Origin of the sequence: Sagittula stellata E-37, from assembly GCF_039724765.1 — a bacterium.
Lineage (GTDB): Bacteria > Pseudomonadota > Alphaproteobacteria > Rhodobacterales > Rhodobacteraceae > Sagittula > Sagittula stellata.
Genome location: NZ_CP155729.1, coordinates 172,143 through 194,591 on the forward strand (window position 1 = coordinate 172,143; position 22,449 = coordinate 194,591).

General features: G+C 62.8%; 26 protein-coding genes and 1 tRNA gene. 10 read left to right on the forward strand and 17 right to left on the reverse strand.

Annotated elements, in window-relative coordinates:
• Window positions 1-144: 144 nt before the first annotated feature.
• From ABFK29_RS00885 to ABFK29_RS00910, 6 genes are all read right to left on the reverse strand, one after another.
• Complete coding sequence (locus tag ABFK29_RS00885) at window positions 145-858, reverse strand: gamma-glutamyl-gamma-aminobutyrate hydrolase family protein (protein ID WP_005858321.1); 714 nt, start codon at window positions 856-858, stop codon at window positions 145-147.
• Window positions 855-1,823 carry an amidoligase family protein gene (locus tag ABFK29_RS00890; RefSeq protein ID WP_005858322.1) on the reverse strand — a complete coding sequence of 323 codons (969 nt, stop codon included), beginning with the start codon at window positions 1,821-1,823 and terminating at the stop codon, window positions 855-857. The genes ABFK29_RS00885 and ABFK29_RS00890 overlap by 4 nt, the downstream gene beginning before the upstream one ends.
• Before the next feature lie 83 nt (window positions 1,824-1,906).
• Complete coding sequence (locus ABFK29_RS00895; protein WP_005858323.1) at window positions 1,907-2,929, reverse strand: AI-2E family transporter; 1,023 nt, start codon at window positions 2,927-2,929, stop codon at window positions 1,907-1,909.
• Between the two features lie 2 nt (window positions 2,930-2,931).
• Window positions 2,932-3,588, reverse strand: a complete 657-nt coding sequence (locus ABFK29_RS00900) for a hypothetical protein (RefSeq protein ID WP_005858324.1) — start codon at window positions 3,586-3,588, stop codon at window positions 2,932-2,934.
• On the reverse strand, window positions 3,572-3,982 hold the full coding sequence (locus ABFK29_RS00905) for a phage holin family protein (RefSeq protein WP_005858325.1): 411 nt from the start codon (window positions 3,980-3,982) through the stop codon (window positions 3,572-3,574). Before ABFK29_RS00905 ends, ABFK29_RS00900 begins: the two co-directional genes overlap by 17 nt.
• 282 nt (window positions 3,983-4,264) lie before the next feature.
• Window positions 4,265-4,633 carry a DUF883 family protein gene (locus ABFK29_RS00910; protein ID WP_005858326.1) on the reverse strand — a complete coding sequence of 123 codons (369 nt, stop codon included), beginning with the start codon at window positions 4,631-4,633 and terminating at the stop codon, window positions 4,265-4,267.
• Between the two features lie 124 nt (window positions 4,634-4,757).
• Between ABFK29_RS00910 and ABFK29_RS00915 the strand changes: the two genes are divergently transcribed.
• The gene (locus ABFK29_RS00915) at window positions 4,758-4,928 is read left to right on the forward strand and encodes a DUF1328 domain-containing protein (protein ID WP_005858327.1); all 171 of its coding nucleotides are present in this window, start codon (window positions 4,758-4,760) and stop codon (window positions 4,926-4,928) included.
• A gap of 227 nt (window positions 4,929-5,155) precedes the next feature.
• Window positions 5,156-6,316: a GAF domain-containing protein gene (locus ABFK29_RS00920; protein WP_005858328.1), complete on the forward strand. Its 1,161-nt coding sequence runs from the start codon at window positions 5,156-5,158 to the stop codon at window positions 6,314-6,316.
• A gap of 57 nt (window positions 6,317-6,373) precedes the next feature.
• On the opposite strand, the gene ABFK29_RS00925 is transcribed toward ABFK29_RS00920, so the two are convergent.
• Window positions 6,374-7,183, reverse strand: coding sequence for a response regulator (locus tag ABFK29_RS00925; RefSeq protein ID WP_040604511.1), 810 nt, complete (start codon window positions 7,181-7,183; stop codon window positions 6,374-6,376).
• A 175-nt stretch (window positions 7,184-7,358) separates the two neighbouring features.
• Between ABFK29_RS00925 and ABFK29_RS00930 the strand changes: the two genes are divergently transcribed.
• The 7 genes from ABFK29_RS00930 to ABFK29_RS00960 all read left to right on the forward strand — a co-directional run bounded on the left by ABFK29_RS00930 (window position 7,359) and on the right by ABFK29_RS00960 (window position 12,907).
• A complete protein-coding gene (locus ABFK29_RS00930) occupies window positions 7,359-7,469 on the forward strand; it encodes a NepR family anti-sigma factor (RefSeq protein WP_347100483.1) in 111 nt (36 codons plus the stop codon).
• Complete coding sequence (locus ABFK29_RS00935) at window positions 7,456-8,010, forward strand: RNA polymerase sigma factor (RefSeq protein ID WP_005858330.1); 555 nt, start codon at window positions 7,456-7,458, stop codon at window positions 8,008-8,010. Before ABFK29_RS00930 ends, ABFK29_RS00935 begins: the two co-directional genes overlap by 14 nt.
• A gap of 28 nt (window positions 8,011-8,038) precedes the next feature.
• Window positions 8,039-9,754, forward strand: coding sequence for a sensor histidine kinase (locus ABFK29_RS00940; protein WP_005858331.1), 1,716 nt, complete (start codon window positions 8,039-8,041; stop codon window positions 9,752-9,754).
• The gene (locus ABFK29_RS00945) at window positions 9,744-11,231 is read left to right on the forward strand and encodes a phospholipase D family protein (protein WP_005858332.1); all 1,488 of its coding nucleotides are present in this window, start codon (window positions 9,744-9,746) and stop codon (window positions 11,229-11,231) included. Before ABFK29_RS00940 ends, ABFK29_RS00945 begins: the two co-directional genes overlap by 11 nt.
• A 76-nt stretch (window positions 11,232-11,307) precedes the next feature.
• The gene (locus tag ABFK29_RS00950) at window positions 11,308-12,276 is read left to right on the forward strand and encodes a YihY/virulence factor BrkB family protein (protein WP_005858333.1); all 969 of its coding nucleotides are present in this window, start codon (window positions 11,308-11,310) and stop codon (window positions 12,274-12,276) included.
• Window positions 12,277-12,424: 148 nt separating this feature from the next.
• Complete coding sequence (locus tag ABFK29_RS00955) at window positions 12,425-12,667, forward strand: hypothetical protein (RefSeq protein WP_005858334.1); 243 nt, start codon at window positions 12,425-12,427, stop codon at window positions 12,665-12,667.
• 45 nt (window positions 12,668-12,712) lie between these two features.
• Window positions 12,713-12,907, forward strand: coding sequence for a CsbD family protein (locus ABFK29_RS00960; RefSeq protein WP_005858335.1), 195 nt, complete (start codon window positions 12,713-12,715; stop codon window positions 12,905-12,907).
• A gap of 381 nt (window positions 12,908-13,288) precedes the next feature.
• On the opposite strand, the gene ABFK29_RS00965 is transcribed toward ABFK29_RS00960, so the two are convergent.
• The 4 genes from ABFK29_RS00965 to ABFK29_RS00980 form a co-directional block, all read right to left on the reverse strand.
• Window positions 13,289-13,365, reverse strand: a tRNA-Pro gene (locus tag ABFK29_RS00965).
• 73 nt (window positions 13,366-13,438) lie between these two features.
• Window positions 13,439-14,407 (reverse strand): DMT family transporter, encoded by a 969-nt coding sequence (locus ABFK29_RS00970; protein WP_005858336.1) that lies wholly within the window; start codon window positions 14,405-14,407, stop codon window positions 13,439-13,441.
• Between the two features lie 273 nt (window positions 14,408-14,680).
• Window positions 14,681-15,784, reverse strand: a complete 1,104-nt coding sequence (gene leuB / locus ABFK29_RS00975) for a 3-isopropylmalate dehydrogenase (protein WP_005858337.1) — start codon at window positions 15,782-15,784, stop codon at window positions 14,681-14,683.
• 57 nt (window positions 15,785-15,841) lie between these two features.
• The gene (locus ABFK29_RS00980) at window positions 15,842-16,735 is read right to left on the reverse strand and encodes a LysR family transcriptional regulator (protein ID WP_005858338.1); all 894 of its coding nucleotides are present in this window, start codon (window positions 16,733-16,735) and stop codon (window positions 15,842-15,844) included.
• Between the two features lie 92 nt (window positions 16,736-16,827).
• Here ABFK29_RS00980 and ABFK29_RS00985 point away from each other — a divergent pair, with 92 nt between their 5' ends.
• Window positions 16,828-17,751 carry a sugar nucleotide-binding protein gene (locus tag ABFK29_RS00985; protein ID WP_050772402.1) on the forward strand — a complete coding sequence of 308 codons (924 nt, stop codon included), beginning with the start codon at window positions 16,828-16,830 and terminating at the stop codon, window positions 17,749-17,751.
• Here the strand turns inward: ABFK29_RS00985 and ABFK29_RS00990 are convergent.
• The 6 genes from ABFK29_RS00990 to ABFK29_RS01015 form a co-directional block, all read right to left on the reverse strand.
• Window positions 17,684-18,613, reverse strand: coding sequence for an endonuclease/exonuclease/phosphatase family protein (locus tag ABFK29_RS00990; protein WP_005858340.1), 930 nt, complete (start codon window positions 18,611-18,613; stop codon window positions 17,684-17,686). The genes ABFK29_RS00985 and ABFK29_RS00990 overlap by 68 nt on opposite strands.
• Window positions 18,614-18,696: 83 nt before the next feature.
• Window positions 18,697-19,563 carry a hypothetical protein gene (locus tag ABFK29_RS00995; protein WP_347099917.1) on the reverse strand — a complete coding sequence of 289 codons (867 nt, stop codon included), beginning with the start codon at window positions 19,561-19,563 and terminating at the stop codon, window positions 18,697-18,699.
• A gap of 117 nt (window positions 19,564-19,680) precedes the next feature.
• Entirely contained in the window at window positions 19,681-19,845 is a 165-nt protein-coding gene (locus ABFK29_RS01000) for a hypothetical protein (RefSeq protein WP_157136456.1), read from the reverse strand.
• Window positions 19,846-20,168: 323 nt separating this feature from the next.
• Window positions 20,169-20,774: a 3-isopropylmalate dehydratase small subunit gene (gene leuD / locus ABFK29_RS01005; RefSeq protein ID WP_005858342.1), complete on the reverse strand. Its 606-nt coding sequence runs from the start codon at window positions 20,772-20,774 to the stop codon at window positions 20,169-20,171.
• A gap of 11 nt (window positions 20,775-20,785) precedes the next feature.
• On the reverse strand, window positions 20,786-22,201 hold the full coding sequence (gene leuC, locus ABFK29_RS01010; RefSeq protein ID WP_005858343.1) for a 3-isopropylmalate dehydratase large subunit: 1,416 nt from the start codon (window positions 22,199-22,201) through the stop codon (window positions 20,786-20,788).
• A gap of 69 nt (window positions 22,202-22,270) precedes the next feature.
• Window positions 22,271-22,363 (reverse strand): isopropylmalate isomerase, encoded by a 93-nt coding sequence (locus ABFK29_RS01015; RefSeq protein ID WP_100928592.1) that lies wholly within the window; start codon window positions 22,361-22,363, stop codon window positions 22,271-22,273.
• Window positions 22,364-22,449 lie beyond the last annotated feature (86 nt).

The window sequence follows — 22,449 nt, forward strand, 5'->3', positions numbered from 1 at the left end:
AGGATGCGACCGGTCCCTGCTGAGGTCGTGTCGCGCTTCGCGGATGTCAACCCACCGCCGACATCCGGCCTCGGGCTCCCTGCCGGAAAAGGAAAAGGGCCGGGCGTCCTGTCCCGACCCTTCTTGACCCCATCACGCCAAATGTCAGGCGGCTTCGTTCAGGACGGCGTGGGTCTGGCTGCGCCGCTCGGAATAGGCCCGTGCGGCGGAAACGAGTGCGCGAAAGATCGCGCGTTGTCTGTGTGCATAGAAAAGGTGCTCGGGGTGCCACTGGACGCCGAGCGCAAAAGGATCGCTTTCCCGCTCGATGGCCTGCACCATTCCGGCGGTGTCGCGGGCACTGACGCGCAACCCGCGCCCCAGCTTGTCCACGGCCTGCGTGTGAAGGGCATTTACCTTCATCGGCGGCTCACCCACGTAACACGCAAGCTGCGTATCGGGCACGACGCAGACTTCGCGCTTGGGCAGGATCGTCTTGATCATGGGGGCTTCGCTGAAGGTCTCCCACGCGTGCTGATCCAGCGTGCCGCCAAGCGCGACGTTCAGCATTTGCGCCCCGCGGCAGATGCCGAGGACAGGGATGTTGTCCTCCATCGCGCGCGCGGCGATCTCGGCTTCGAAGCGGTCGCGTTCACGGTCCAGACGGGCGGAAACTCCGATCTTGCCACCGTAGAGCTCCGGCGCGATGTCGTCCCCCCCGCCGATGATCACACCATCGACCGCGGCGAGGTCGGAAGGACGGCCAGCCCCCCAGCGCACACCGCGGGCGCCCGCCAACCACAGGTTGAGGTTCACAAGCGGATAGATCCGCCAGCCCGAGCGCGAAGACGTGGTCACACCGATCAGGGGAGGGGTCATTGCACGGCCTCCGGTTCCGAGATGTCTTTGCTTTGAAACAGTTTCGCCACGCGCTCTGCCCAGCGACCCTCCGCACCGGGAAGATAATGGTTGTGCTCAAGCCACGCCCGCCGAAGGGTTTCGAGCATATGGGCGTCATCGGCGACACGTTCTACCCGCGCCCACAGGTTCCACGGCCGCGCCAGCGACCACTCTTCTTCGTCGATCCGGCAATCGGGCAGACGGAAATGGAATGTCGGGCGCGCCGACAGCTTGCTTTGCGCCGGGAAGATCCGGTCGAAAAGCGCGCGGTCGTGGTGCGCAAACAGTGGCATCAGATCGAGACCGTGGTTACGAGACGAGATGTGCCGAGACGCGATTGTCATCAGGTCCGTCAGCGTGGAGAACTGGCCGTTTACCAGTTGCGTGACGAAACCATGCGGCCAGGTTTCGATGAACGGCATAAGACGCCGCGTCATGTCGAGGTCTTCAGCCCTGCGCAGCCAGGGCTCCAGCAGGCCGAAGGCGACGATGGTGTTCAGGGTATGCGGATCGTCGGCAGCCACCACCTCGGGGTTGAGGTGAACGCCGAAGCCAAGAAATACACCCGCGCGGGACCCTTTCGCCCCATTGAGCCGCAACTCGTCCAGAAGAGATCCCAGGCGGATGACCTCTTCGTGAGTCAGCGGTTCGGTGATGATTTCGACCGGAACGACGGCCTTTGCCATGCTCAGTCCCTGCTCAAGAAGCGGTATGTCCTTCTTGCGCAGGGAAATATCCAGCTCCACGCGAATGTCGCCCAGTTCGGTATCTTCGACCGTCAATTCGTGAAAGTGCGGCTCGGTTGCGGTGCCGCCCAGGAAATCTGCAACGATTGCGCCGACCCGTATCTCGCCAAGCCCGGAAAACTCGACTTCGACGCCAGTCTTGCGTTCGACACCGTCACGCGTCGTGCGGTGCGGCAGGCTGGCAAAGCTGTCGGTCATCGTCCCTCGGGTTTTCTGCGTCGTCGCTTGTTTTCGTAAGGGCAACGCGCTTCGCAGCGATAAGGTTCCAGCGGCAACCGACGTCACGCGCTGTTAAACACCTTCGCCTTGTCCGACGTGGCGGACATTTTGCCCATCAGGGTCATCGCCCAGACCAAGACCGGCAGCGAAACCACCCCCCCGATCGGCCCCCAAAGCCACAGACCGAAGAGGATGGACAGGAACACCACCAAAGGATTCAGACGCAGCTGTTGTCCGACCAGAGAGGGCGTCACGAACTGCGCCTCTGTCATGTTCAGTCCCAGGTAGGCCAGCATGGGCAGAAGGATCGAGGCGCCGGAGAAGTTCATGACTCCCGCGATCAGAAGCGAGATCAGCATCACGATCGGTCCGAGATAGAGCACGAAGTTCAGCAGGAACGCCGCCCCGCCCCAGAGCATCGCGTTGGGCAGGCCAAGCAAAGCCATCGCACCGAACACCGCCAGCCCTAAACAGGCGTTGATCGCCGTAACCGTGATGAAGTAATGCGAAACAGCCTTGTCGGCCAGCTTCAGCGAGCCTGCCCTGTGCGGAAGGGCATTGTAGATGTCCTCTCCGGTCAGCACGAAGAAAAACAAAGTCCCCAGAAAGACCAGCGACTGCGCGGCAAAGTTCGGCGCCATCCACAGCGCATCGACAAGGCTTGGCATGGCCTGCTTGACCGCTTCCTCGCCGCCTTCGGACAGGGTTTCCTCTATTTCGCGACCGATGCTGTCGACGCCGCGTACGACGCGCACCGCCTCGTCCAGCCACTCGCGGACCTCCCGCTGGATCTTCGGCATCTGCTCTGCCAGCCCGGACAGCACCGGACCGAGGGCCGAGACCAGAAGGATCAGCAAAGCCACCGCAATCACAAGCGCCAGAGAGGCGCTCAGCGAGCGCGGCACACCGAAGCGGCTGAGCCGGTTGACGACCGGCGCCAGCACGACCCCGACCACCAGGCCAAGGGCCACGGGCGCAGCGAAGTCGCTGGCGGACTTGAGTCCGGCGACAAGCGCGACAGTCGCGATGATCGCCAGAGAGGTGACGATCACCTTGGCTTGCCCGCGGGACCAGCTGAAGTCCATTTTCAGATTCGCTCCGGATACGAGGGGTGTTGTGGTGCCGGTTCCTGATGGAAAGTGTTCTCAGGTTCAGACGCAGCGGCCACGTTTGCTTCATCCGCAGGTGTCGGCGCATCTTCTTGCGCTTCCGGGTCGCTTTCACCCGCCTGTTCGGACATGAAATAGCTCAAAGCGGCACTTAGACCGGCGACAGCCACGGCGGAAACCAGCGGGTGGTGTTTCGGGAAGCCCGCCAGCTTGCGGGCGGAACTCTTCTGCGGGCGGGACGCCTCGATCTCTTCCTGGAGCGCGATGGCATCAAGCCGTTTCGCGACAACGCGACGGCGCGCCTGAGGATCGAGGTGGTCAAGACCGTCATACAGGGACAAGCGCAGGTATTCCGCGCTGATGCCGCCGGGGATCTCCTCGTCGTCATCGTCCTTGCCACTTGGCATCAGCTTGTACGCAAGGCCGGCGCCAATCAGCGCGGCGGCCCAAGGGTAACGTTTTGCCGTCTCCAGAGCACTGGCCGCGACACCCGCACCTTCGTCCGACGTCAAAATGCCTTCGGGACCTGTCAGGCTCGGCAGTTTGGCGGATTCACGAAGACCGTTCATCGCCTCGGCGAGGTTGGCGCGATGCTGTGCGGCCTCCCTTTCCAGTTCCTCAATCCGACGGCGCATTGCGGTACTCCCCTGCCGCGTCCAGATCGGCGCGGATGTTGTTGAGTGTGCGCGTGGGCACGATGGACCCGGGGTTGACCCGCCGCTTGCCGACGAGGCCGACGATGATAGCCAGAACAAGCAGCACGAGGCCAACGGACAGAACGGACCCGAGCAAGGGCACGCCTGCTTCATAAAGCGCGATGGTCGCCGCAGCCGCCAGCGTCATGAGGGCTACAAGGGCGAGGATCGCGGCCCCCACGAGAAAGCCGATCCCTCCCCCCATCTTGCTGACATTGTGACTGATTTCCGCCTTGGCGAGCTCCGCCTCCACATGGATCAAGGCGCGTATTTCCTGAAGCGCCGCTGAAATGTAGGAGGGAATCTGGCCAATTCCGGTTTCCCGTTCGCTCATTGAACAGCTCCGGTCATGCGGGTCGACGCGTTGGGGGTGATCTGGCTTGCACCCTGTGCGGCGTTCAACGCCGGATGGTTGGAAACCCGGTTCCGAAAGTCCGACAGCCCATGTTCATACATGCGTCCGGACACGCGCGCGCCGGCCACAGATGGGCCGGGCGATGTACGTGATCGAAGCTGTTTTGGCTGTGATGACATTGCGGCCCCTGAAATTCTATAAATGGTATTATTTTCGACACAGCGGCGGGCGCGCATCCGCGTACCCGCCGCAGCGAATGCGTCAGCGACGCGACTTGAGGATCATGCCCAACACAAGCCCAACACCTGCCGCACCAAGAAGTGCGGTAGTGGGGTTGCTGCGGACGTAGGCCTCGATCTGCCCGTGACGCTCTGCAAGTGCCAGACGGCCTTCTTCGACAGCCTCTCGCCCGCGCAGCTGCGCGGTCTCGTAGGCGTGACGGCCCTCGGCGCGGGCACGTTCATATGCGTCGGACGCGGTGTCGCGCGCCTCTGCATAGGCCTCTTCCACAGAAGCCCGAGCGTGACGCGCTGCGTCCTTCGCGTGTTTCTGTGCCTTATCGAATTCCTTCTCCTTGGCCGAGCCGTTCGGGAGATCGGTCGAAGCAGTATGCGGTGCTGTGTTAGCCATGGTTGAAGCTCCTTTCGGCAGACAAACGCGTTGCACGTGTAAAGGTTCCTGAGTGCTTTTGCGGAACCTTTTTCATCCACCCGAGTTTCCAACACAGAACCAAGCACATCAAAGGAGTATCAAAATGCTGTACTGGGCTCTGCTCTTTTTTGTTGTTGCGATCATCGCCGGCGTCTTTGGTTTCGGTGGCATCGCATCGGCGTCTGCCGGGATCGCACAGGTCCTCTTCGTGATCTTCCTGATCCTGTTCGTGGTGGCAATGGTCGCCCGTGCACTTCGCGGTCGCACGCCGTAACTCGACGCAAAATTCATCAACGACAGTAATCAGCCCGGGCACGCCCCGGGCTGATTACGTTTCAGCCACTCCCTGCCTGCATTTCAGTGGTTACCGAAGCTTGCATGGCCAGCAAACTTCGCTTTTCTCCCGGCGCCCCTCGCGAGGCTCATCAAATCGATTTGTGCATGGTCGGAAATTTGCTAGATGGGTCCGATGAAATTTCTCCCCGAGGGCCGCGCTACCGCATGGACAAGAAACTGACTTCCGACTTCACCAGCGCAGTCACCACGACAGAGGCGGCCCACGCCGAGAAGCTGGCCGATTCCCGTCGGCTGGATGCGCTTGTGATGACCGACGTCATGACCCCCGACAGCGATGAGGCCCATGAACGTTGCGTGCGCCTGGCCAGCCGCATCCTGAAAGCCCCCGTAAGCCTCGTGTCCTACGTCGACACAGAACGTCAGTTCTTCAAGGCGCAATGCGGCCTCAGCGGCAAACACGCCGAAGAGCGCGGAACACCTTTGACGCATTCGTTCTGCCAGTACGTCGTGACATCCGACAAACCGCTCGTGGTGCGTGACAGCCGGGAGGATCCGATCCTGTCGCAGAATGCCGCGGTCGAAGATCTGAATGTTGTGGCCTACCTCGGCGTGCCAGTCCATTCGCCATCAGGTGAAGTCCTGGGCTCGTTCTGTGTCATTGACAGCAGTCCGCGCGAATGGACGGCCGAGGACCTCGCCGCGCTCGAAGACCTGGTCGCCATGCTCGAATCGGAGCTGACACTGCGCCAGACCGGGAACGAGCGTGAGATCCTCCTTCAGGAAATGAGCCACCGCATCAAGAACCTCTTCTCGCTGGTATCCAGCATGGTGAGGCTGGAGCGGCGGCGATGGGATACGGCCCGCGAACTGGCCGACAGCGTCATTGCCCGTGTCGACGCCCTGAGCGTCGCCCACGAAATGATCGTTCCGGTGGTCGAGGCAACGAAGACCGGGGACGGCGAACGCGCGCACGTCGGCGAACTGCTTTCAAAGGTCCTGGCGCCTCACACGTCGGACGCGAAGATTACGCTGACGGGCGATGCGACGACCATCGGTCCGAAGGCCGTCACCTATGTAACGCTTGCGGTGCATGAACTTGCGACCAATTCGGCCAAATACGGCGCCCTTTCGGTGGACGACGGGCGTCTGGACCTGCGCTGGCTGGCGGACGAGGACAATCTGGTTCTGGACTGGCTGGAAACCGGCCACGTCTGGACCGACACTGCCATCGGTGGCGGCGGTTTCGGATCGCAGCTCTTGAAGATTTCGATAGAGGGTCAACTGAACGGCGCGCTCACGACCGAAGTGTCGGAAGATCAGTTCGCGCACAGGCTGACCCTGCCGCTCGAACGTCTGGAGTTCTGAGTGATTTGAGCGGCGAACAGGCACGGCTACCCGCCGTGCCTGTTCGCGCAGGCCATCTCAGACCTGCAGTGTTTCCGTCGACGAGAAGAACATTGCCTGGCTTACGGCTGAGCGCACCTGTTCCTCCGTGTAGGGCTTTGCGATCAGGAACGCCGGTTCCGGGCTTTCGCCGGTCAGCAGACGTTCAGGGAAGGCCGTGATGAAGATCACCGGGATCGATGCGTTCTCGCCCAGGATCTTGTTGACCGCGTCGATGCCGCTGGACAGGTCTGCCAGTTGGATATCCGACAGGATCAGGTCCGGCTGCTCTTCTCCGAAGAGTTTCAGGGCCTCCGTCTCGGTCTTGGCGATGCCGGTCACCATGTGGCCCATGTCGCCCACGATGCTTTCGAGGTCCATGGCGATGATCGCCTCGTCCTCGATGATCATGATCTTGCCGGAAACCGACTTCGCCATCTCGCTGTAGGCGATATCCACCAGTTCCTTGGCTTCTTCCGGCGTCGTGTTGAGAACCTCACCCACCTCGACGAAATCCATTTCCTCGATGGTGTGCAGCAGCAGCGCCTCGCGCGTGTCACGCGTCAGCCGCGAAAGGTGCTTCTGCGCCTTTGCGGCAAGACCGGAGTCCCCGTCCGACAGTGCACCACCCGTGCTGTTCCAGATCGTCTGGAACACTTTGAACAGCGCCACTTTCGGCGAAATCGACCGGTCGAAGCCGTCGAAATCGCTGAGGATAGCCTCCAGAGTTGCGGCCGCGTAGTTGTCCCCCTTTTCCTGAGAGCCCGTCAGCGCCCGCGCGTAACGGCGCAGGAAAGGAAGGTTGCTGCCGATCACACTTGTCAGGTCCGAAGGTTGCGAAGTGGTCATCGTCCGAAATTCCATCCATTTTTTTTCGTCATCCTGGGAACCAAACGCCGCAAACCGGGTTACGTTCCTGCCATCGACAAAAAAACTGTGTACGCATCCCGACATGAATCAGGAACGGAAATCTTCAAGAGTGCAGCGAGAAATTGATGAAAACCTGAAGCGGGCATATGGAGATATGACCAAGGAGGAGGTGCCCGATAGGTTCACCGACCTTCTTGATAAGCTCCGTGCAGCGGAATCTTCCGACAAGCCCGCCAGCAACAGAGGTGACAATGCCCAGTCGTGATCCCCGCGACGAGCTTGTCGAGCATCTCGGCGCGATGCGCGCCTTCGCGATGAGTCTGACCGGAAACTCGGCGCTTGCCGATGACATGGTGCAGGACTCTCTTGTGAAGGCGTGGAGCAAGATCGAGACTTTCGAGCGTGGCACCAACTTGCGTGCCTGGCTCTTCACCATTCTGAGGAACACATACTATTCGCATCACCGAAAGGCCCGACGTGAGGTAGGTGACCCGGACGGCGTCTTCGCCGCCAGCCTGTCACAAAAGCCCGACCACGACGGCCGATTGCAGATGCGCGACTTCAACACTGCATTCGCCCTTCTGTCCGACGAACAAAGAGAGGCCCTGGTCCTTGTCGGCGCTGAAGGTTTTTCCTACGAGGAGGCTGCAGAAACGTGCGGGGTTGCTGTAGGTACGGTAAAGAGCCGCGTCAACAGGGCCCGCGCTAGACTGGCCGAGCTCATGGGGCTTGGTGACGAGGAAAATCTGGAGCTGACAGACAGCGTCACGACTGGGATCGTTTCATCGCAGCCGCACGCGGTCTGAAAAGCAACGCAAGGAGCTGCTTTTGGGCATGTTCAAGGCATGGTCGAGGAGCCTCGGCGCGCGCATAGCGTTTCTGATGTCCCTGGCCATGCTGCCACTGGGTCTCATCTCGGTGTATCAGACGCATGTCGTGGTGGAGGAGGCGCAGGCGCTTACCCGCGCTGCCTTGTTGTCCGAAACCGTTGCCGCCGCCACAGGTGAGCGCGAACTGATCCAGCAAGCACTCGGTGCCGCGCAGGGTCTCGCTTCGGCTGTTCCGCTGGTCGATGCTGGGGAATGCCAGCAGATCCTGTCCGATTTCATCGAGTCGCAGCAGCTCTACATCTTTGCCAGTTACATTCAGGCGTCGGGACGCATGGACTGCAGTTCCAACGGCGAGGTTCGCGATTTCGCGGGCACCGATACGCTCGAACGGCTTGGCGGCCCGGCGGTGCGCATGAGACGTTCCGGCGCCGTGACGAAACAGTCCGTCGTGATCGCATCGCATCCTGTGATGGAAGGGCAGCTTCACATGGGCTGGCTCACCATTTCGATTCCGCACTCGGTCGCGAACGCGCTGCTGGAAAGCACCCTGCCCAACCAGGAGCTGAAGCTTGCGTCGATCAACCTGGACGGCGACGTCGTGTCATCGACCAGCGGTGTAGAGGCCGCGCCCGGATTCCTGCCCCGCGACATTCCCCTAAGCGGCCTGCACGACCGGATTGGCCTTGCATTCCGCGCTCCGTCGGGAAGTGGCGAAGAAAGATTCTTCGCAGTGGCCCCGATGATCGACGACACGCTTGTTCTTGTGGGCAGCTGGCCAATGTCGGTGGCCGATACCGGTGGCACGGGTCCGCGCGCGCTGACAGCCGTGACGTTCCCCGCCCTGATGTGGGTGACGGGCATCATCGTTGCCTTCTTCGGTCTGCAGCGCATGGTGGTGCGTCACGTGCGGCAGCTTCGGTCCGCCATGCGCAAGTTCGCACTGGGCGAGCGGCGCGACAGTTATCTCGAATTGGCGAACCCTCCGGAGGAACTCGAAGAGGCCCAACGCGCGTTTAACCGTATGGCATTGATCATCTCGGAAGCAGAACTGCGACAGGAACGCGATCTGCGGGACAAGGAAGTCCTGTTGAAAGAGGTTCACCACAGGGTGAAGAACAACCTGCAGCTCATCGCCTCGATCATGAACATGCAATCGCGCAGTGCGCGCTCTGCCGAGGCACGGCACATGCTGGCCGGGTTGCAGCGCCGGGTGCGCGGGCTCGCGATGTTGCACCGTACGTTGTACACCACTCCGAACATGACGACCGTCGATTCCGGCGATCTGGTCCGGACCGTGGTCGAAGACGTTTCGTCGCTGTCCAAAGACGGACAAATAGACCTGCGCGTCGAAATCGAGAGCTTTCCGCTTTTCCCTGACCAGGCCGTGCCGCTGTCCATGCTGGTGACGGAGGCGCTGACCAACGCCTACAAGTACGTGGGAACCAGCACCGACGGCCAGAACGAAATCCTGATCTCCTTGGCCGAAACCAAAGATGGCATGGTCAAACTGAAGATCGAAAACTCTGTCGCCGAGGATACCGACCCCGAGGTGATCGCCGAGCATCAAAACGACGGCCTCGGCAACCGTTTGATGACGGCCTTCATTCGCCAGCTGAACGGCGAACTCGACAAGCTCCAGAAGCCCGGTCGTTTCGGCATGCACATCACCTTTATCCGGCGCGACTTCACACCGCAAAAACGAGCCGGCGATGCAGCCTGAAGCCACCCCGGATTTCAACGTTCTCGTCACGGCGGACGAGGCGTGGCCCGTTTTCGAACGGGCCGTGCTTGCTGCGAAGACCGACATCGTCGCGGGCTTCAGGATCTTCGACATGTGCACAAAGCTGCGCAGCCCGGAGGCGCGCGAGATCGGTGACGACTGGTTCGACCTGTTGGCGCATGCAGTGCGCCGGGGCGTCTCGTTCCGGCTTGTCATCAGCGACTTCGACGCGGACATGGCGACACCGCTGCACGAACTGGCTTGGCGCACCGTCCGTCAGGGCAAGGCGCTGGAGGAGATCGCGGGTGCGCCTTTTGGACGGGTCAAGGTCCGCGCCGCTCTGCATCCCGCCCAGCCGGGCCTGCTCCCGTGGCTCGCGTTGCTGCCCGCCGTGCTGCCTCACCGGCTGCGGGCGCTCAAGCAAATCCGGGGCATCCGGCGCCAGCGTCAGGCCGTGGGACTCGACAACGGCAGCCTGCCTGAAATGCACACCGTTTCGCACCACCAGAAGCTGGCGGTGATCGACGGTGAGGTTCTTTACGTCGGCGGGCTGGATCTGAACGAACGGCGCTACGATTCCCAGGAACACGAACGGGACGCATCCGAGACCTGGTCGGACGTGCAACTTGTCCTGCGCGGCCCCGAAGCTGCCGAAGCCCGCCAGCACCTGCTCGAGTTCGAGGACGTCTGCGCGGGCAAGGCCGAGCCCTCGCACCTGCCGCTTCTGAAGCGGACCATGTCGGCGCCCCGAAAATTCCAGCTTCCCTTCCTGTCGCCGCGCACCGTCCTGTCGGAGATCGAGGAAGCGCACCTTGCCGCTTTTCGGAACGCGCGCCACCTCGTTTATCTGGAAACGCAGTTCCTGCGGTCCGGCGTCATATCCGATGCGCTGGCCGCCGCCGCCGTGAACAACAAGGACCTGACCTGCGTCGTGGTCCTGCCCGGCCTGCCGGAGGAAGTCGCCTTCGACGATCACGACGGGCTCGACGCGCGCTTCGGCATGGCCTTGCAGCGGCACGCTGTGAAAGAGCTTGTCGAGGCCTTCGGCAAACGCATCACCTTTGCCGTCCCCGTGCGCCCGGTCATGGCCGACCGGGACGAACGCGACACGCTTGCCGGGTCGCCGTTGATCCACGTGCACAACAAGGTCCTCGTGCGCGACGACGACTATGGCATCGTCGGCTCCGCCAACCTCAACGGCCGTTCCATGCGCTGGGACACCGAGGTCGCGGTGGAAAGCACGCGGCCAGATCGTGTCGCCATGCTGCGCCGGAAGCTGATCGATCACTGGTGGTGGTGCGACCTGCCCGATGAGGCGCGCGCAGCGGAAACCCTGCAAGGCTGGTGGCGGGCCGAGATTGCGCGCAACGCGGTTCGCATGCCGGAACACCGCTCAGGGTTTCTTGTGCCCTACGATGCCGACAATGAAAAAGAGCTGGAATGGCAGCTTCCGGGTGTCACCGAGAACATCGTGTGACGGTTCGACTCGCGTTCGGTTCGGTTTGCCCTATCCTTAAAGGCGTTGCAGCCAACACCACCGCGCGGAGAGCCACATGAACCGAGGCCGATCGGCAAGACGACCGACACAGATCCCCTTCAAGGGCCTTCTCGACGTCGGTGTCCGCGTCTGGCGCGTTCAGAACGACGACAACCTCGGCCTTCTTGCGGCAGGCATCGCCTTCTATGCGCTTCTGTCGCTTTTTCCCGGCATCACCGCAGCGGTCGCTCTGGCCGGATTGTTCACCGACCCCAGCTTCATGGTAGAGACCTCGGATGCCCTGGCGGACGTGGTGCCCACTGCCGCCGAAGAGATCATGCTCGGCCAGTTGCGCGAAGTGGTCACGACCAGCAGCAGCAGCCTCGGGTGGGCCGTGCTCCTGTCCATCGGGCTTGCGCTCTTCTCGGCGTCGCGCGCGACACAGAACTTCATCATCGGCCTGAACGTCATCTACGGCGAAAAGGAACGTCGCGGATTCATCAAGCTGCGCCTGCTGAACATCGCGCTTACACTGGGGCTGATCATCGGGCTGGTGATCGCCATTGCCATCGTCGCGGCCATGCCAGCCGCAGCCTCCTTCATATCCAACCGGACCTGGGTCACAGACCTTGTGCTTTATCTCCGCTGGCCCGTCCTGTTCATCGTCGGCGCCTTCGGGATCGCTTTCGTGTTCCGCGTCGGTCCGTCCCGCCGCTATGCCCGCTGGCGCTGGTTGACGCCCGGCGCCCTTCTGGCCTGCGCGCTTTGGGTGATCGGCAGCATCGGGTTCAGCCGCTACGTCGCCTCTTTCGGCACGTACAACGAAACCTTCGGCGCGCTCGGCGGTGTCATCGTGCTTCTGACGTGGCTCTGGCTTACGGCTTACATCGTGCTCCTCGGTGCCGCGGTCGATGCAGAGCTGGAAGCGCAGACGCGCCACGACACAACGGTCGGGCCCGATCGCCCCATGGGCCAACGCGGCGCGGTCAAGGCGGACACTATCGGCCCGGCGCGTGGAGAGCCGAAACGCCTCACCGTTCGCTGACCCCTTCCCTCGGCGCACGAGGGCCACGTTTGCAAGGTGGCGAAAAACTTCCGACGCATTGACTTTGTGGGAACCATTGTAGCCGCGGGCGAGTTCTCTCCTCAGAACACGGGAAGGAGCATCTTCCTGATCTATAAGGAGAAAAGTCATGCGTACCGGAGCAATTCTTGCCGCAGTCGTTGCTGTCATCGCAATCGCCTTCGGCATCTACATGATCGACATCGACCAGACCCAGGAAGCCCAGCTACCTGAAGTGAACGTTGAAGGCGGCCAGATGCCCGAATTCGACGCCGAGGTCGGCGACGTCGCTGTCACCGAAGAAGAAGTGACCGTCACCGTTCCGAAGGTCGAGGTGACCCCGCCGGAAGAAGAAGTCGCCAAGAACGACTAACTCAGGTGTCTTCACCCAAATTGTTTTAACGATCAGGAGGCGAACATGGATCGCGATCGTATCGAAGGTAAATGGACTGAAATCAAAGGCATGATGCGCGAGAAGTACGGCGAGATCACCGACGATGAGCTTGAGCAGGCACGCGGTGACCGCGAACAGCTCGAAGGTCAGCTTCAGCAGAAGTACGGCAAGTCGAAGGACGACGCCCGCCGTATCGTCGACGACATGCTCGCCGACTGATCGTCCTGTAATCGGGCGCCGGGCTTACTTACCTCGGGCACGGCATCCTACAAAGCCGCCGGACGCATCGTCGTCTGGCGGCTTTTCTGTCTCCACCATCCCGCGCGGCTCTCGCCGGCACCTGCGACAAACCCGGTGCCCAAAGGTCAAGCGCACCTGACGTCGCGCATTACCCTAACCGACGACGTCGGAGAAGTTGGCACCGCTCAAACGTCATGGAGAGGGAGGCATCTTCAACTGCTGGCGCAAGGCGTTCGCCCACACACTCCACGCGTGCGCGCTATGGAAACCGGGACCCTGCTGAAGAAGGAGGTCTTGGCAGAACAGGAAGGATAGCGCCCCGAAAGGGCGCTGCCTGAAACTATCCGAATTCCTGATAAATGGTCGGAGCGAGAGGATTCGAACCTCCGGCCCCTGCCTCCCGAAGACAGTGCTCTACCAGGCTGAGCTACGCTCCGACCGTGGAGCGCGGGATATATCGCCCGCGCGCCTTTGGCAAGAGACCATTTGCGGTCTTTTGCACGACCCTCGTCACTCGCCCGGGATTACCGTGTCTGTCCGTTTGCGCGCATTGCGCAGGAAGGGCGAGATGCGGAACGACGACCCGTACCCGCGGGCCTTCGTCCTCAGCACAGGTGTCTGAGAACCGCTCTTCGCGCTTTCCCTCAGCACGATATAGATGCCCGACGCGATGATGATGCCCGCACCGATGACCGTGTAGCGGTCCACCCCTTCGTCGAACAGGAGGTAGCCATAGGCCGTGGCCCACAGGATCTGCGAGTACTGCATCGGTGCGACGATGGTGGCCTCGCCGGCCTTGTAGGCGGCGATCAGGAAGAGGCCCGCGACGAATCCCATGGCCGAGATCAACGCCGCCGCGCCCACGTCGAGAATCGGCATGGGTTTGTAGACGGCGATCATCAGCGCACCGACAACAATGTAATTCGCCGCCATTGGGTAGAGGAGCAGCACGACAGACCGTTCGTCATTGCCGATCTTGCGCACGATGATCGACGCCAGCGCGCCGAAGATCGCCGATCCCATGCCGGCCAGGTGGCCCATCGACATCGGTGTCGATCCGGGGCGCAGCACCACGAGGACGCCAAGAAGACCGACGCAAACCGCAAGCCCCCGCCGCCAGCCGACACTTTCCCCCAAGAGCGGAATGGAAAGCAGCGTGATCAGCAGTGGCGTGGCAAAGAGGATCGCGTAGGTCTGCGCCAGCGGCAGGACAGAGAAGGCGTAGAACGCGCACATCCCGTTCAGCATGGCGGCGGCGGTCCGGATCGCGGTCCACCACGGGTGGACCGGACGCAGCGTGCCGGGCAGCGGATCGCGCATCAGCATGAAGCTGACCAGCGGGAACGACATCAGCGTCGAAAAGAAGATCACCTGGAACGGCGAATAGCTTGCGCCGAGGTATTTGATGATCACATCGTGCGTCGCGAAAATACCGAAAGCGGTCAGCGCAAAAAGCGCGCCTTTTGCATTGGGTGACATGTCGGGAGGCCTGTGTTTGGTTTGGATCAACGCTAAGCGCAGCCTTTGCGCGGATGCAAGATCACCCGGCCCGCCAAAATCCATTAAATTCACTCTTTGCACGCAACTTCACCGATGCGCCCTTCGTTCGCACCCCGCAAGACGGTGTCCCTGACCCGCGAAACCCGCGTTTGCGGGCAGATCGACGCCAGCGGTGCCGGGAAAAATTGCGGGAGAAAAGAAAAAGGCGGCGCCGTTTGGCACCGCCCCGTTCGCTGGAAGCAAGACGTATGTTCAGAGGCTGGCGTCAAGCGCCGCCACGATGGCGTCGCCCATCTCGGAGGTGGAGACCGGCGCCTTGCCCTCTTCGCCAAGAAGGTCGGCGGTACGCAGGCCGTCGGCCAGAACCTTTTCCACGGCCTGCTCCAGACGGGTGGCCTCGTCGCCCTGGTCGAACGAGTAGCGCAGCGCCATGGCGAAGCTGAGGATGCAGGCGATCGGATTGGCCTTGCCCTGACCGGCAATGTCGGGCGCAGAGCCGTGCACGGGCTCGTACAGCGCCTTCGGACGGCCGTTCGACATCGGCGCCCCGAGCGACGCGGAGGGCAGCATGCCCAGCGATCCCGTCAGCATCGCGGCAAGGTCGGACAGCAGGTCGCCGAACAGGTTGTCGGTGACGATCACGTCGAACTGCTTGGGCCAGCGGGTCAGCTGCATGGCGCCCGCATCGGCGTACATGTGCGACAGCTCGACCTCCGGATAATCCTTCGCCACCTCGGTCACGACTTCGCGCCACAGGACGCCGGATTCCATGACGTTGGCCTTCTCCATCGAGCACAGCTTCTTGTCGCGGCGCATCGCCAGCTCGAAGGCCGAGCGTGCTACCCGGTCGATCTCGGACTCGGTGTAACGCTGGGTGTTGATGCCCACGCGCTCGTTGCCTTCCTCGATGATGCCGCGCGGCTCACCGAAATAGATGCCTGAGGTCAGCTCGCGCACGATCATGATGTCGAGGCCGGCAACCACGTCGGTCTTCAGCGAAGAGAAATCCGCCAGCGCGTCAAAGCACTGGGCCGGGCGCAGGTTGGCGTACAGGTCCATCTCCTTGCGCAGGCGCAGAAGGCCGCGCTCGGGCTTCACCGAGAAGTCCAGAACGTCGTACTTCGGCCCACCGACGGCGCCCAGCAGGACCGCGTCGACCTCTTGCGCCTTGGCCATGGTCTCATCGGCCAGCGGCGTGCCGTGCGCATCGTAGGCCGCACCGCCCACGAGGTCCTCGGACACGTCGAAAGCAAGGTCGCGCTTGGCACCGTACCAGTCGATGACCTTGCGCACTTCGGCCATGACTTCGGGGCCGATCCCGTCACCGGGCAGGATGAGAAGCGAGGGATTGCTCATGGAAGGCTGTCCTTTGTTCGTGATTGCGTTGTCGCCTATCGGCTGGGCGACGAAACGTCAAGAAACGCAGGGCTTCAGACCTTCGGCCAGCGCATCCCAGACCCGCCTGATACGGGGCGTGTTGCGCATCGCCTCATGCGCGGCAAGCCAGACAGGAAGCGTCGGCATGGGGATGTCGGGCAGCAGCCGCTCGACCTTCGGGTCGGCGTCGGCGAACAGGCACTGAGCAAAGCCGATCCCGCAGCCCGCGCGTACAAGTTCCCAGTAGACGGTCTGGTGATCGGTGCGCGTGGCGAACCAGTCCCTTTGCACCTCCAGTCCGAAGTTGCGCATGCCTTTCAGGATCAGGTCCGAGCGGTCGTAACCCACCACGTCATGATCGAAAAAGCCTGCCATATCCGTCAGCCGGCCGCGGCGCGCGATATAGTCCTTCGACGCGTAGAGGCCCAGCTCGATCTCGCCGATGTACTTCGTCACGATGTCGAGCTGTTCCGTCTGGAACATGCGCACGGCGATGTCGGCCTCGCGATACAGCAGGTTCTCCGACCGGTCCGTCGGCACGAGGTCGATGCTGATCTCCGGCTCTTCCTGACGCAGCCGGGCGATGATCGGCGGCAAATGCACCTGCGAGGTAAAGACGCTGGCGGTGATCCTGACCGGGCCCGACAGTTTCTCGGACCGACCGGCGGCGGCAAGGCTGAGCGCGTTCAGCGACTCCGCCATGGTCCGGGCGTGGGGCATAAGTGCCGTACCGGCTTCGGTCAGGCATAGCCCGCGCGCCTGCCGGTGGAAAAGCGTGACGTCCAGCGCCTCTTCCATCTGCTTCACCTGCCGGCCCGCCGTCGGCTGCGAGATCTTCAGCCGCCGCGCGGCTTCGGAAAGGGAACCGCTTTCTCCGACGGCAAGGAAGGTCTGCACAAGCGACCAGTCGAGTTTGTCAAATGCATCCATTCATCAATGAATACACATCCTGCGAAAACCGGCAATTCCGGCAGGGTATTGAATAGCTCATCATGCCGCCAAACGGATGCAGGAGAGAGAACATGACGGGAAACGTCCTTATCCTTGGCGCCACGGGTCGTTTCGGACGCAACGCGGCAGAAGCCTTCTGGAATGCAGGCTGGCGGGTCAGCCTGTTCGACCGCAGGACGGATGACCTGATGCAAGCGGCAAGGGGCATGGACGTGATCGTTCACGGCTGGAACCCCGCCTACACGGACTGGATCGCCGAACTCCCCGGCCAGACAACCCAGGTGATCGCCGCGGCCAGGGCATCGGGCGCGACGATCCTCCTGCCAGGCAACGTCTACGTCTTCGGCGCCGACGCCCCGTCAGACTTCGGCCCGGACGTCCCCCATGCCGCCACCAACACGCTTGGCCGGGTGCGTATCGAGATGGAGGAGGCCCTGCGAGCGTCCGGCGTTCGGGTCATCATCCTGCGGGCGGGCGACTTCCTTGACACCGAGGCCTCCGGCAACTGGTTCGACAAACAGATCGCTCCGCCCCTGCGGCGGGGCGTGCTGACATGGCCCGGCGATCCGGATGCCGACCACGCCTGGGCCTTCCTGCCCGACGTGGCCCGTGCCTCGGTGATGCTGGCCGACCGCCGCAAGAACCTGCCCCGCGTGTGCGACGTCAACTTCCCCGGCTACACGCTGACCGGCCGGGACCTCGCCCGCGCCTGCGCCCGTGTCCTCGACCGCCCGGTGAAGGTCCGCCGCATGTCCTGGCTGCCGCTCATGCTGGCACGTCCCGTATGGCGTATGGCCGCGCACCTGCTGGAGATGCGCTATCTCTGGTCGAAGCCCCACCGGCTGACGCGCGACAGCTTCGACGCCGTTCTGCCGGACTTCCGGGAGACGCCGCTCGACGACGCCATCGCACGGGCCGTTGCACCGGTCATCGCGGACCTGCCAGATCGACCCAGATCAGCCCATGCGGGCCCGCCTCGGGCACAGGCCCAGTGATCCCGGCGCCGCTGACGATGAAGCGGGTGTCGGGCAGCACATAGGACACGCGCATCGGCCCAGTGGCGTCCCAGCGCACCGTGTCCGTTCCGGGCATCGGGTCCTGAAGGCGCGGGTGGGCCAGCACCCGCCGCGCCGCATCGCGAAGCCCGTCGCCCCGCTCCGCATCGACGTTGAGGTTGCCGATCAGGATCACGGGCACTTGCGGCACGGCGCCCAGCCTGCCGTCAAGGACGTGCAGCCAAAGCACCGCCTCATCGAGGTTGCGCCGACCGTTGCGGTCCTCGGGGCCATCGAACACCGGCGGGGTCGCGGCCAGCGTCAGCAAGCTCATGCGGCCCCAAGGCGTGTCCACACCCACCTGCCAATGCCCCGCGGTCGACAGTCGCTGGATGTCGCGCCCCGGATCGTCGTCGGCAATCAGGCTCTCCGGCGCGTCCTTCCACAGAAGATCCGACAGGTCGCGTTCCATCTCCAGCGGAAACCGGGACAGCACCGCCATGCCACCCTGCCCGTTGAAATACCCGAACCCCAGCGCATCGCGCGGTCCGCCCAGCCGACCGTCGCCATCCAGGTCCAGCCCGGTGGGACGTCCGGTGTTCGGCCGTACGGCCAGCCCATGCGGCAGGTCGAGCCCACCACCGCGCAACGCATCGCGCAGGGCGGACAGCGCCAACAGACCCCCGTCGTAGTCCATGTCCGTCAGCACAAGAATGTCGGGCGCGGCATCGAGGATCGGACCAAGGCCCACCTCGCCCGCGACGATGTCCTGCAACAGCAGCCCCGGCCCCTTCCGGCTGAAATCGCCGTGCCAGGTCGCGACACGAAGCCCTTCGGCCCGGGCCGCGATGGCGAAGGACAAGACCAGCAGGAACGGAACGACAAAGGCGGCAAGGCCAGGGACAAGCCGCGCACCCAGCTTCGGACCGCGTGTCAGGGGCGCCGTCAGGCCAGTTGCAGTTCGGCCTGCGCATAGGCGCGGCGGCGCTTCTCTTCGATCAGGTCGGCGATCCGCATCAAGGCGACTCCGCGCATGATCAGGCTTGCCGGAAGAAAGGACCATGCCACCATCGTCCAGATCAGGTGTTGCGACTTCATGATGTCCGGCGCGAAACCCCAAAGCGAGGCCAGTTTCATGAGCGCCGGGAACAGGAATGGCAGCAGAAACCCTAAGGCCACGTTAATATGGCTGTCCCGCTTCAGGCGCAGCAACACGTCGCCGCCGGTGGTCGGGTCGAACAGCGGCAGGTTGACGAAGAAATTGAACGCGCCCTTGCGCAGCGGCCAGTCCAGAAGACGCACAAGCGCCACGAAGATCACTAGCGTGCCGATCGAGATCAGGTAGGACAGCCCGGCAAGACTGCGGATCAGATCGCGTGCCGGTTCGGACGCCTCGGTGGGCGCGGCAAGCACCATCAGGCGCACCGGCGAGAAGGGAAAGTCCATGGCGACGCCGATGTCGTGGCCAATGCCGCGCAGCGGGCCGGTCATGGGCGTCGGCGCCTCGGCCCCGCGAACGATCAGGGTCATCAGAACGACCAGGAAGAACAGCGCGAGGAATCGGGTGCGGTTGAACGGCGGCGCATCGCGGAACTCGATCAGCGAGGGGTAGGCCGATACGTATTCGACGAAGGTCAGCATGGCCGCGACAAGGGCCAGCAGAGCAACGATCTGCGTGGTATCGGGGCTTATCTGCGGCAGCATCATCGCCGGCAAGACAATGAGCAATGCCACGAGAATTGCGCGCACGGCGGCCGTTGCCAGTCGTGAAATCAAAGACCTGCCCTTTCGTTCCGGACGGGTGCGATCCATGGCCGCGCCCTCGTTCCATCCCGATTCCGCCGATTGTGGCGGACTGCCTCATTGTTGCCCAAGTTTTGCCCTTTTTGCCCAAAGGCCTCAAGACCTGTGGAAAACTTTGGAGCATTTTCAGTCTGTTTCGCCGATCCACTGGTGCCGGATTGCATCAATTTTCGCGCATTCCGGCGGCACCGCTGCGAGCGACACAACATGTTGCGGTTCGCCGTCCGCGCATGACGAAACAACTTCAGGCATGTGGCGTTTGGCACCCGCCGCATCAAAGTTGAGTTCCATTGTATTTCAGGTGCTTGATTGCCGCGCGTCACGCCTTTCAGCGCCGTGATCTCATCTCACGTGCCAAACTCCGGTCACGCCGAGGACGCAGATTCATGAACGCCACTCCGCGCAACCACAAATCCCGAGCGGACCTGCGGCACGGTGGTCGATACCGCAAGCGTGACAAGCCCCCCCTCCGACGATCGGAACGAGAGAGGACAGCGCCGAAAGCGCGCGGATTATGTTGGGGGCAACGGGGCCTTCAACGTCCCGTGGCAAGGCCCCGGGACCGAAAGCGGCAAAAAGGGCCCGCCGGTGGGGCGGGCCCTCGGAAATGGGTGTCAGACCCAGGGACGTTCCTGCGCCATCTTCGACTCGAAGCTGTCGATGGCCGGGGCCTTCTCAAGCGACAGGCCGATGTCGTCGAGACCTTCCAGCAGGCAGTGCTTCTTGAAGGAGTCGATCTCGAACGAGAAGGTCTCTCCTTCCGAGGACGACACGGTCTGGTTTTCCAGGTCGACAATCATCCGCGCGTTGGAGCCCTTTTCGGCATCCTTCATCAGCACATCGACGGCTTCTTGCGGCAGCACGATGGGCAGGATGCCGTTCTTGAAGCAGTTGTTGTAGAAGATGTCGGCGAAGGAGGTCGAGATGACCGACTTGATGCCGAAGTCCTTCAGCGCCCAAGGCGCATGTTCGCGCGAAGACCCGCAGCCGAAGTTGTCGCCCGCGACGAGGATCTCCGCCTCGCGGTACTGCGGCTGGTTCAGCACGAAATCGGGGATCTCGTTGCCCTGCCGGTCATAGCGCATCTCATCGAAGAGGTTCACGCCAAGGCCGGACCGCTTGATCGTCTTCAGGAAGACCTTCGGGATGATCATGTCAGTGTCGATATTGACCAGCGGCATGGGCGCCGCGATCCCGGTGAGTTTTTCGAACTTTTCCATATCCGGCGTCCTTATGCGTCTTCGGTCATCATTTCGCGCACGTCGGTCAGGCGACCGGTGAGCGCGGCGGCGGCGGCCATGGCGGGCGACACGAGGTGGGTGCGGCCCTTGTAGCCCTGACGGCCCTCGAAGTTGCGGTTCGAGGTGGACGCGCAACGCTCCCCTTCGGACAGCTGATCGGGGTTCATCGCCAAGCACATGGAGCAGCCCGCAAGGCGCCATTCGAAACCGGCATCGGTAAAGATCTTGTCCAGCCCCTCTTCCTCGGCCTGCGCCCGCACGAGGCCCGACCCCGGAACGACCATTGCGCGGCCGACCTTGATCTTCTTGCCATCGACGATCTGCGCGGCGGCGCGCAGGTCTTCGATACGGCCATTGGTGCAGGAGCCGATGAAGACGGTGTCGATTTCAATGTCGGTCAGCTTCTGCCCCGGTGTCAGGCCCATGTACTCGATGGCGCGCTTGGCCGCCTCGACCTTGCCGCCCTTGAAGTCCTCGGGCGCGGGCACGACGGCGGAAATCGGCAGCACGTCCTCGGGCGAGGTGCCCCAGGTCACGACCGGTTCGATTTCCTCGCCCTTGATCGTCACGACCTTGTCCCAATGGGCGTCGTCGTCGGAATAAAGCGTCTTCCACCAGTTCAGCGCGGCTTCGTACTGGGCGCCCTTTGGCGCGTGGGCACGGCCCTTCACGTATTCGAAGGTCTTCTCGTCCGGCGCGATCAGTCCGGCGCGGGCGCCGCCCTCGATGGCCATGTTGCAGACGGTCATGCGGCCTTCCATGGACAGGTCGCGGATCGCCTCGCCACAGTACTCGATCACGTAGCCCGTGCCGCCCGCTGTGCCGGTGGCGCCGATGACGGACAGTGTGATGTCCTTCGCGGTCACACCCGGGCGCAGCTTGCCGGTGATCTCGACCTTCATGTTCTTGGACTTCTTCTGGATCAGCGTCTGGGTGGCCAGCACGTGCTCCACCTCGGACGTGCCGATGCCATGCGCCAGCGCGCCGAATGCACCATGGGTCGCGGTGTGGCTGTCACCGCAGACCACGGTCATGCCCGGCAGCGTCCAGCCGTTTTCCGGGCCGACGATGTGTACGATGCCCTGACGGATATCGCTTACCGGATAGTAGTGGATGCCGAAGTCCTTCGCGTTCTTGTCCAGCGCGGCCACTTGGATGGCGCTGTCCTCGGTCATGTTCTTCGGGTCTTCGCGTCCGGCGGTCGTCGGCACGTTGTGGTCCGGCACGGCGATGGTCTTGTCGGGCGCCCGCACAGTGCGGTTCGCCATGCGCAGGCCTTCGAAAGCCTGCGGCGAGGTGACCTCGTGCACGAGGTGGCGGTCGATATAAAGGAGGCAGGTGCCATCGGCGTCTTCGCTGACGACATGGGCATCCCAGATCTTGTCATAGAGTGTCTTGGGGGACATAGGTCCTCTCCCGTGATGATGCATGGGTGTAACAGGATGGCAGATGCGCGGGCGGTGCCACGCGCAGGATCACACGGATAGGCGGGCGAGCACCGTGTGGGTCGCGCCGAAGAAACGTTCGCGCAGACGGGCGCGGTCTCCGAGGTTGAGCAGTCTTGCCATGGCCGGGAGATACAGCCTGCGACCGAGTCTATCAAGGGTTCACCGCATTTCGGCCGATCACCCGCAGGCTTGCGCGATGGCCCCGT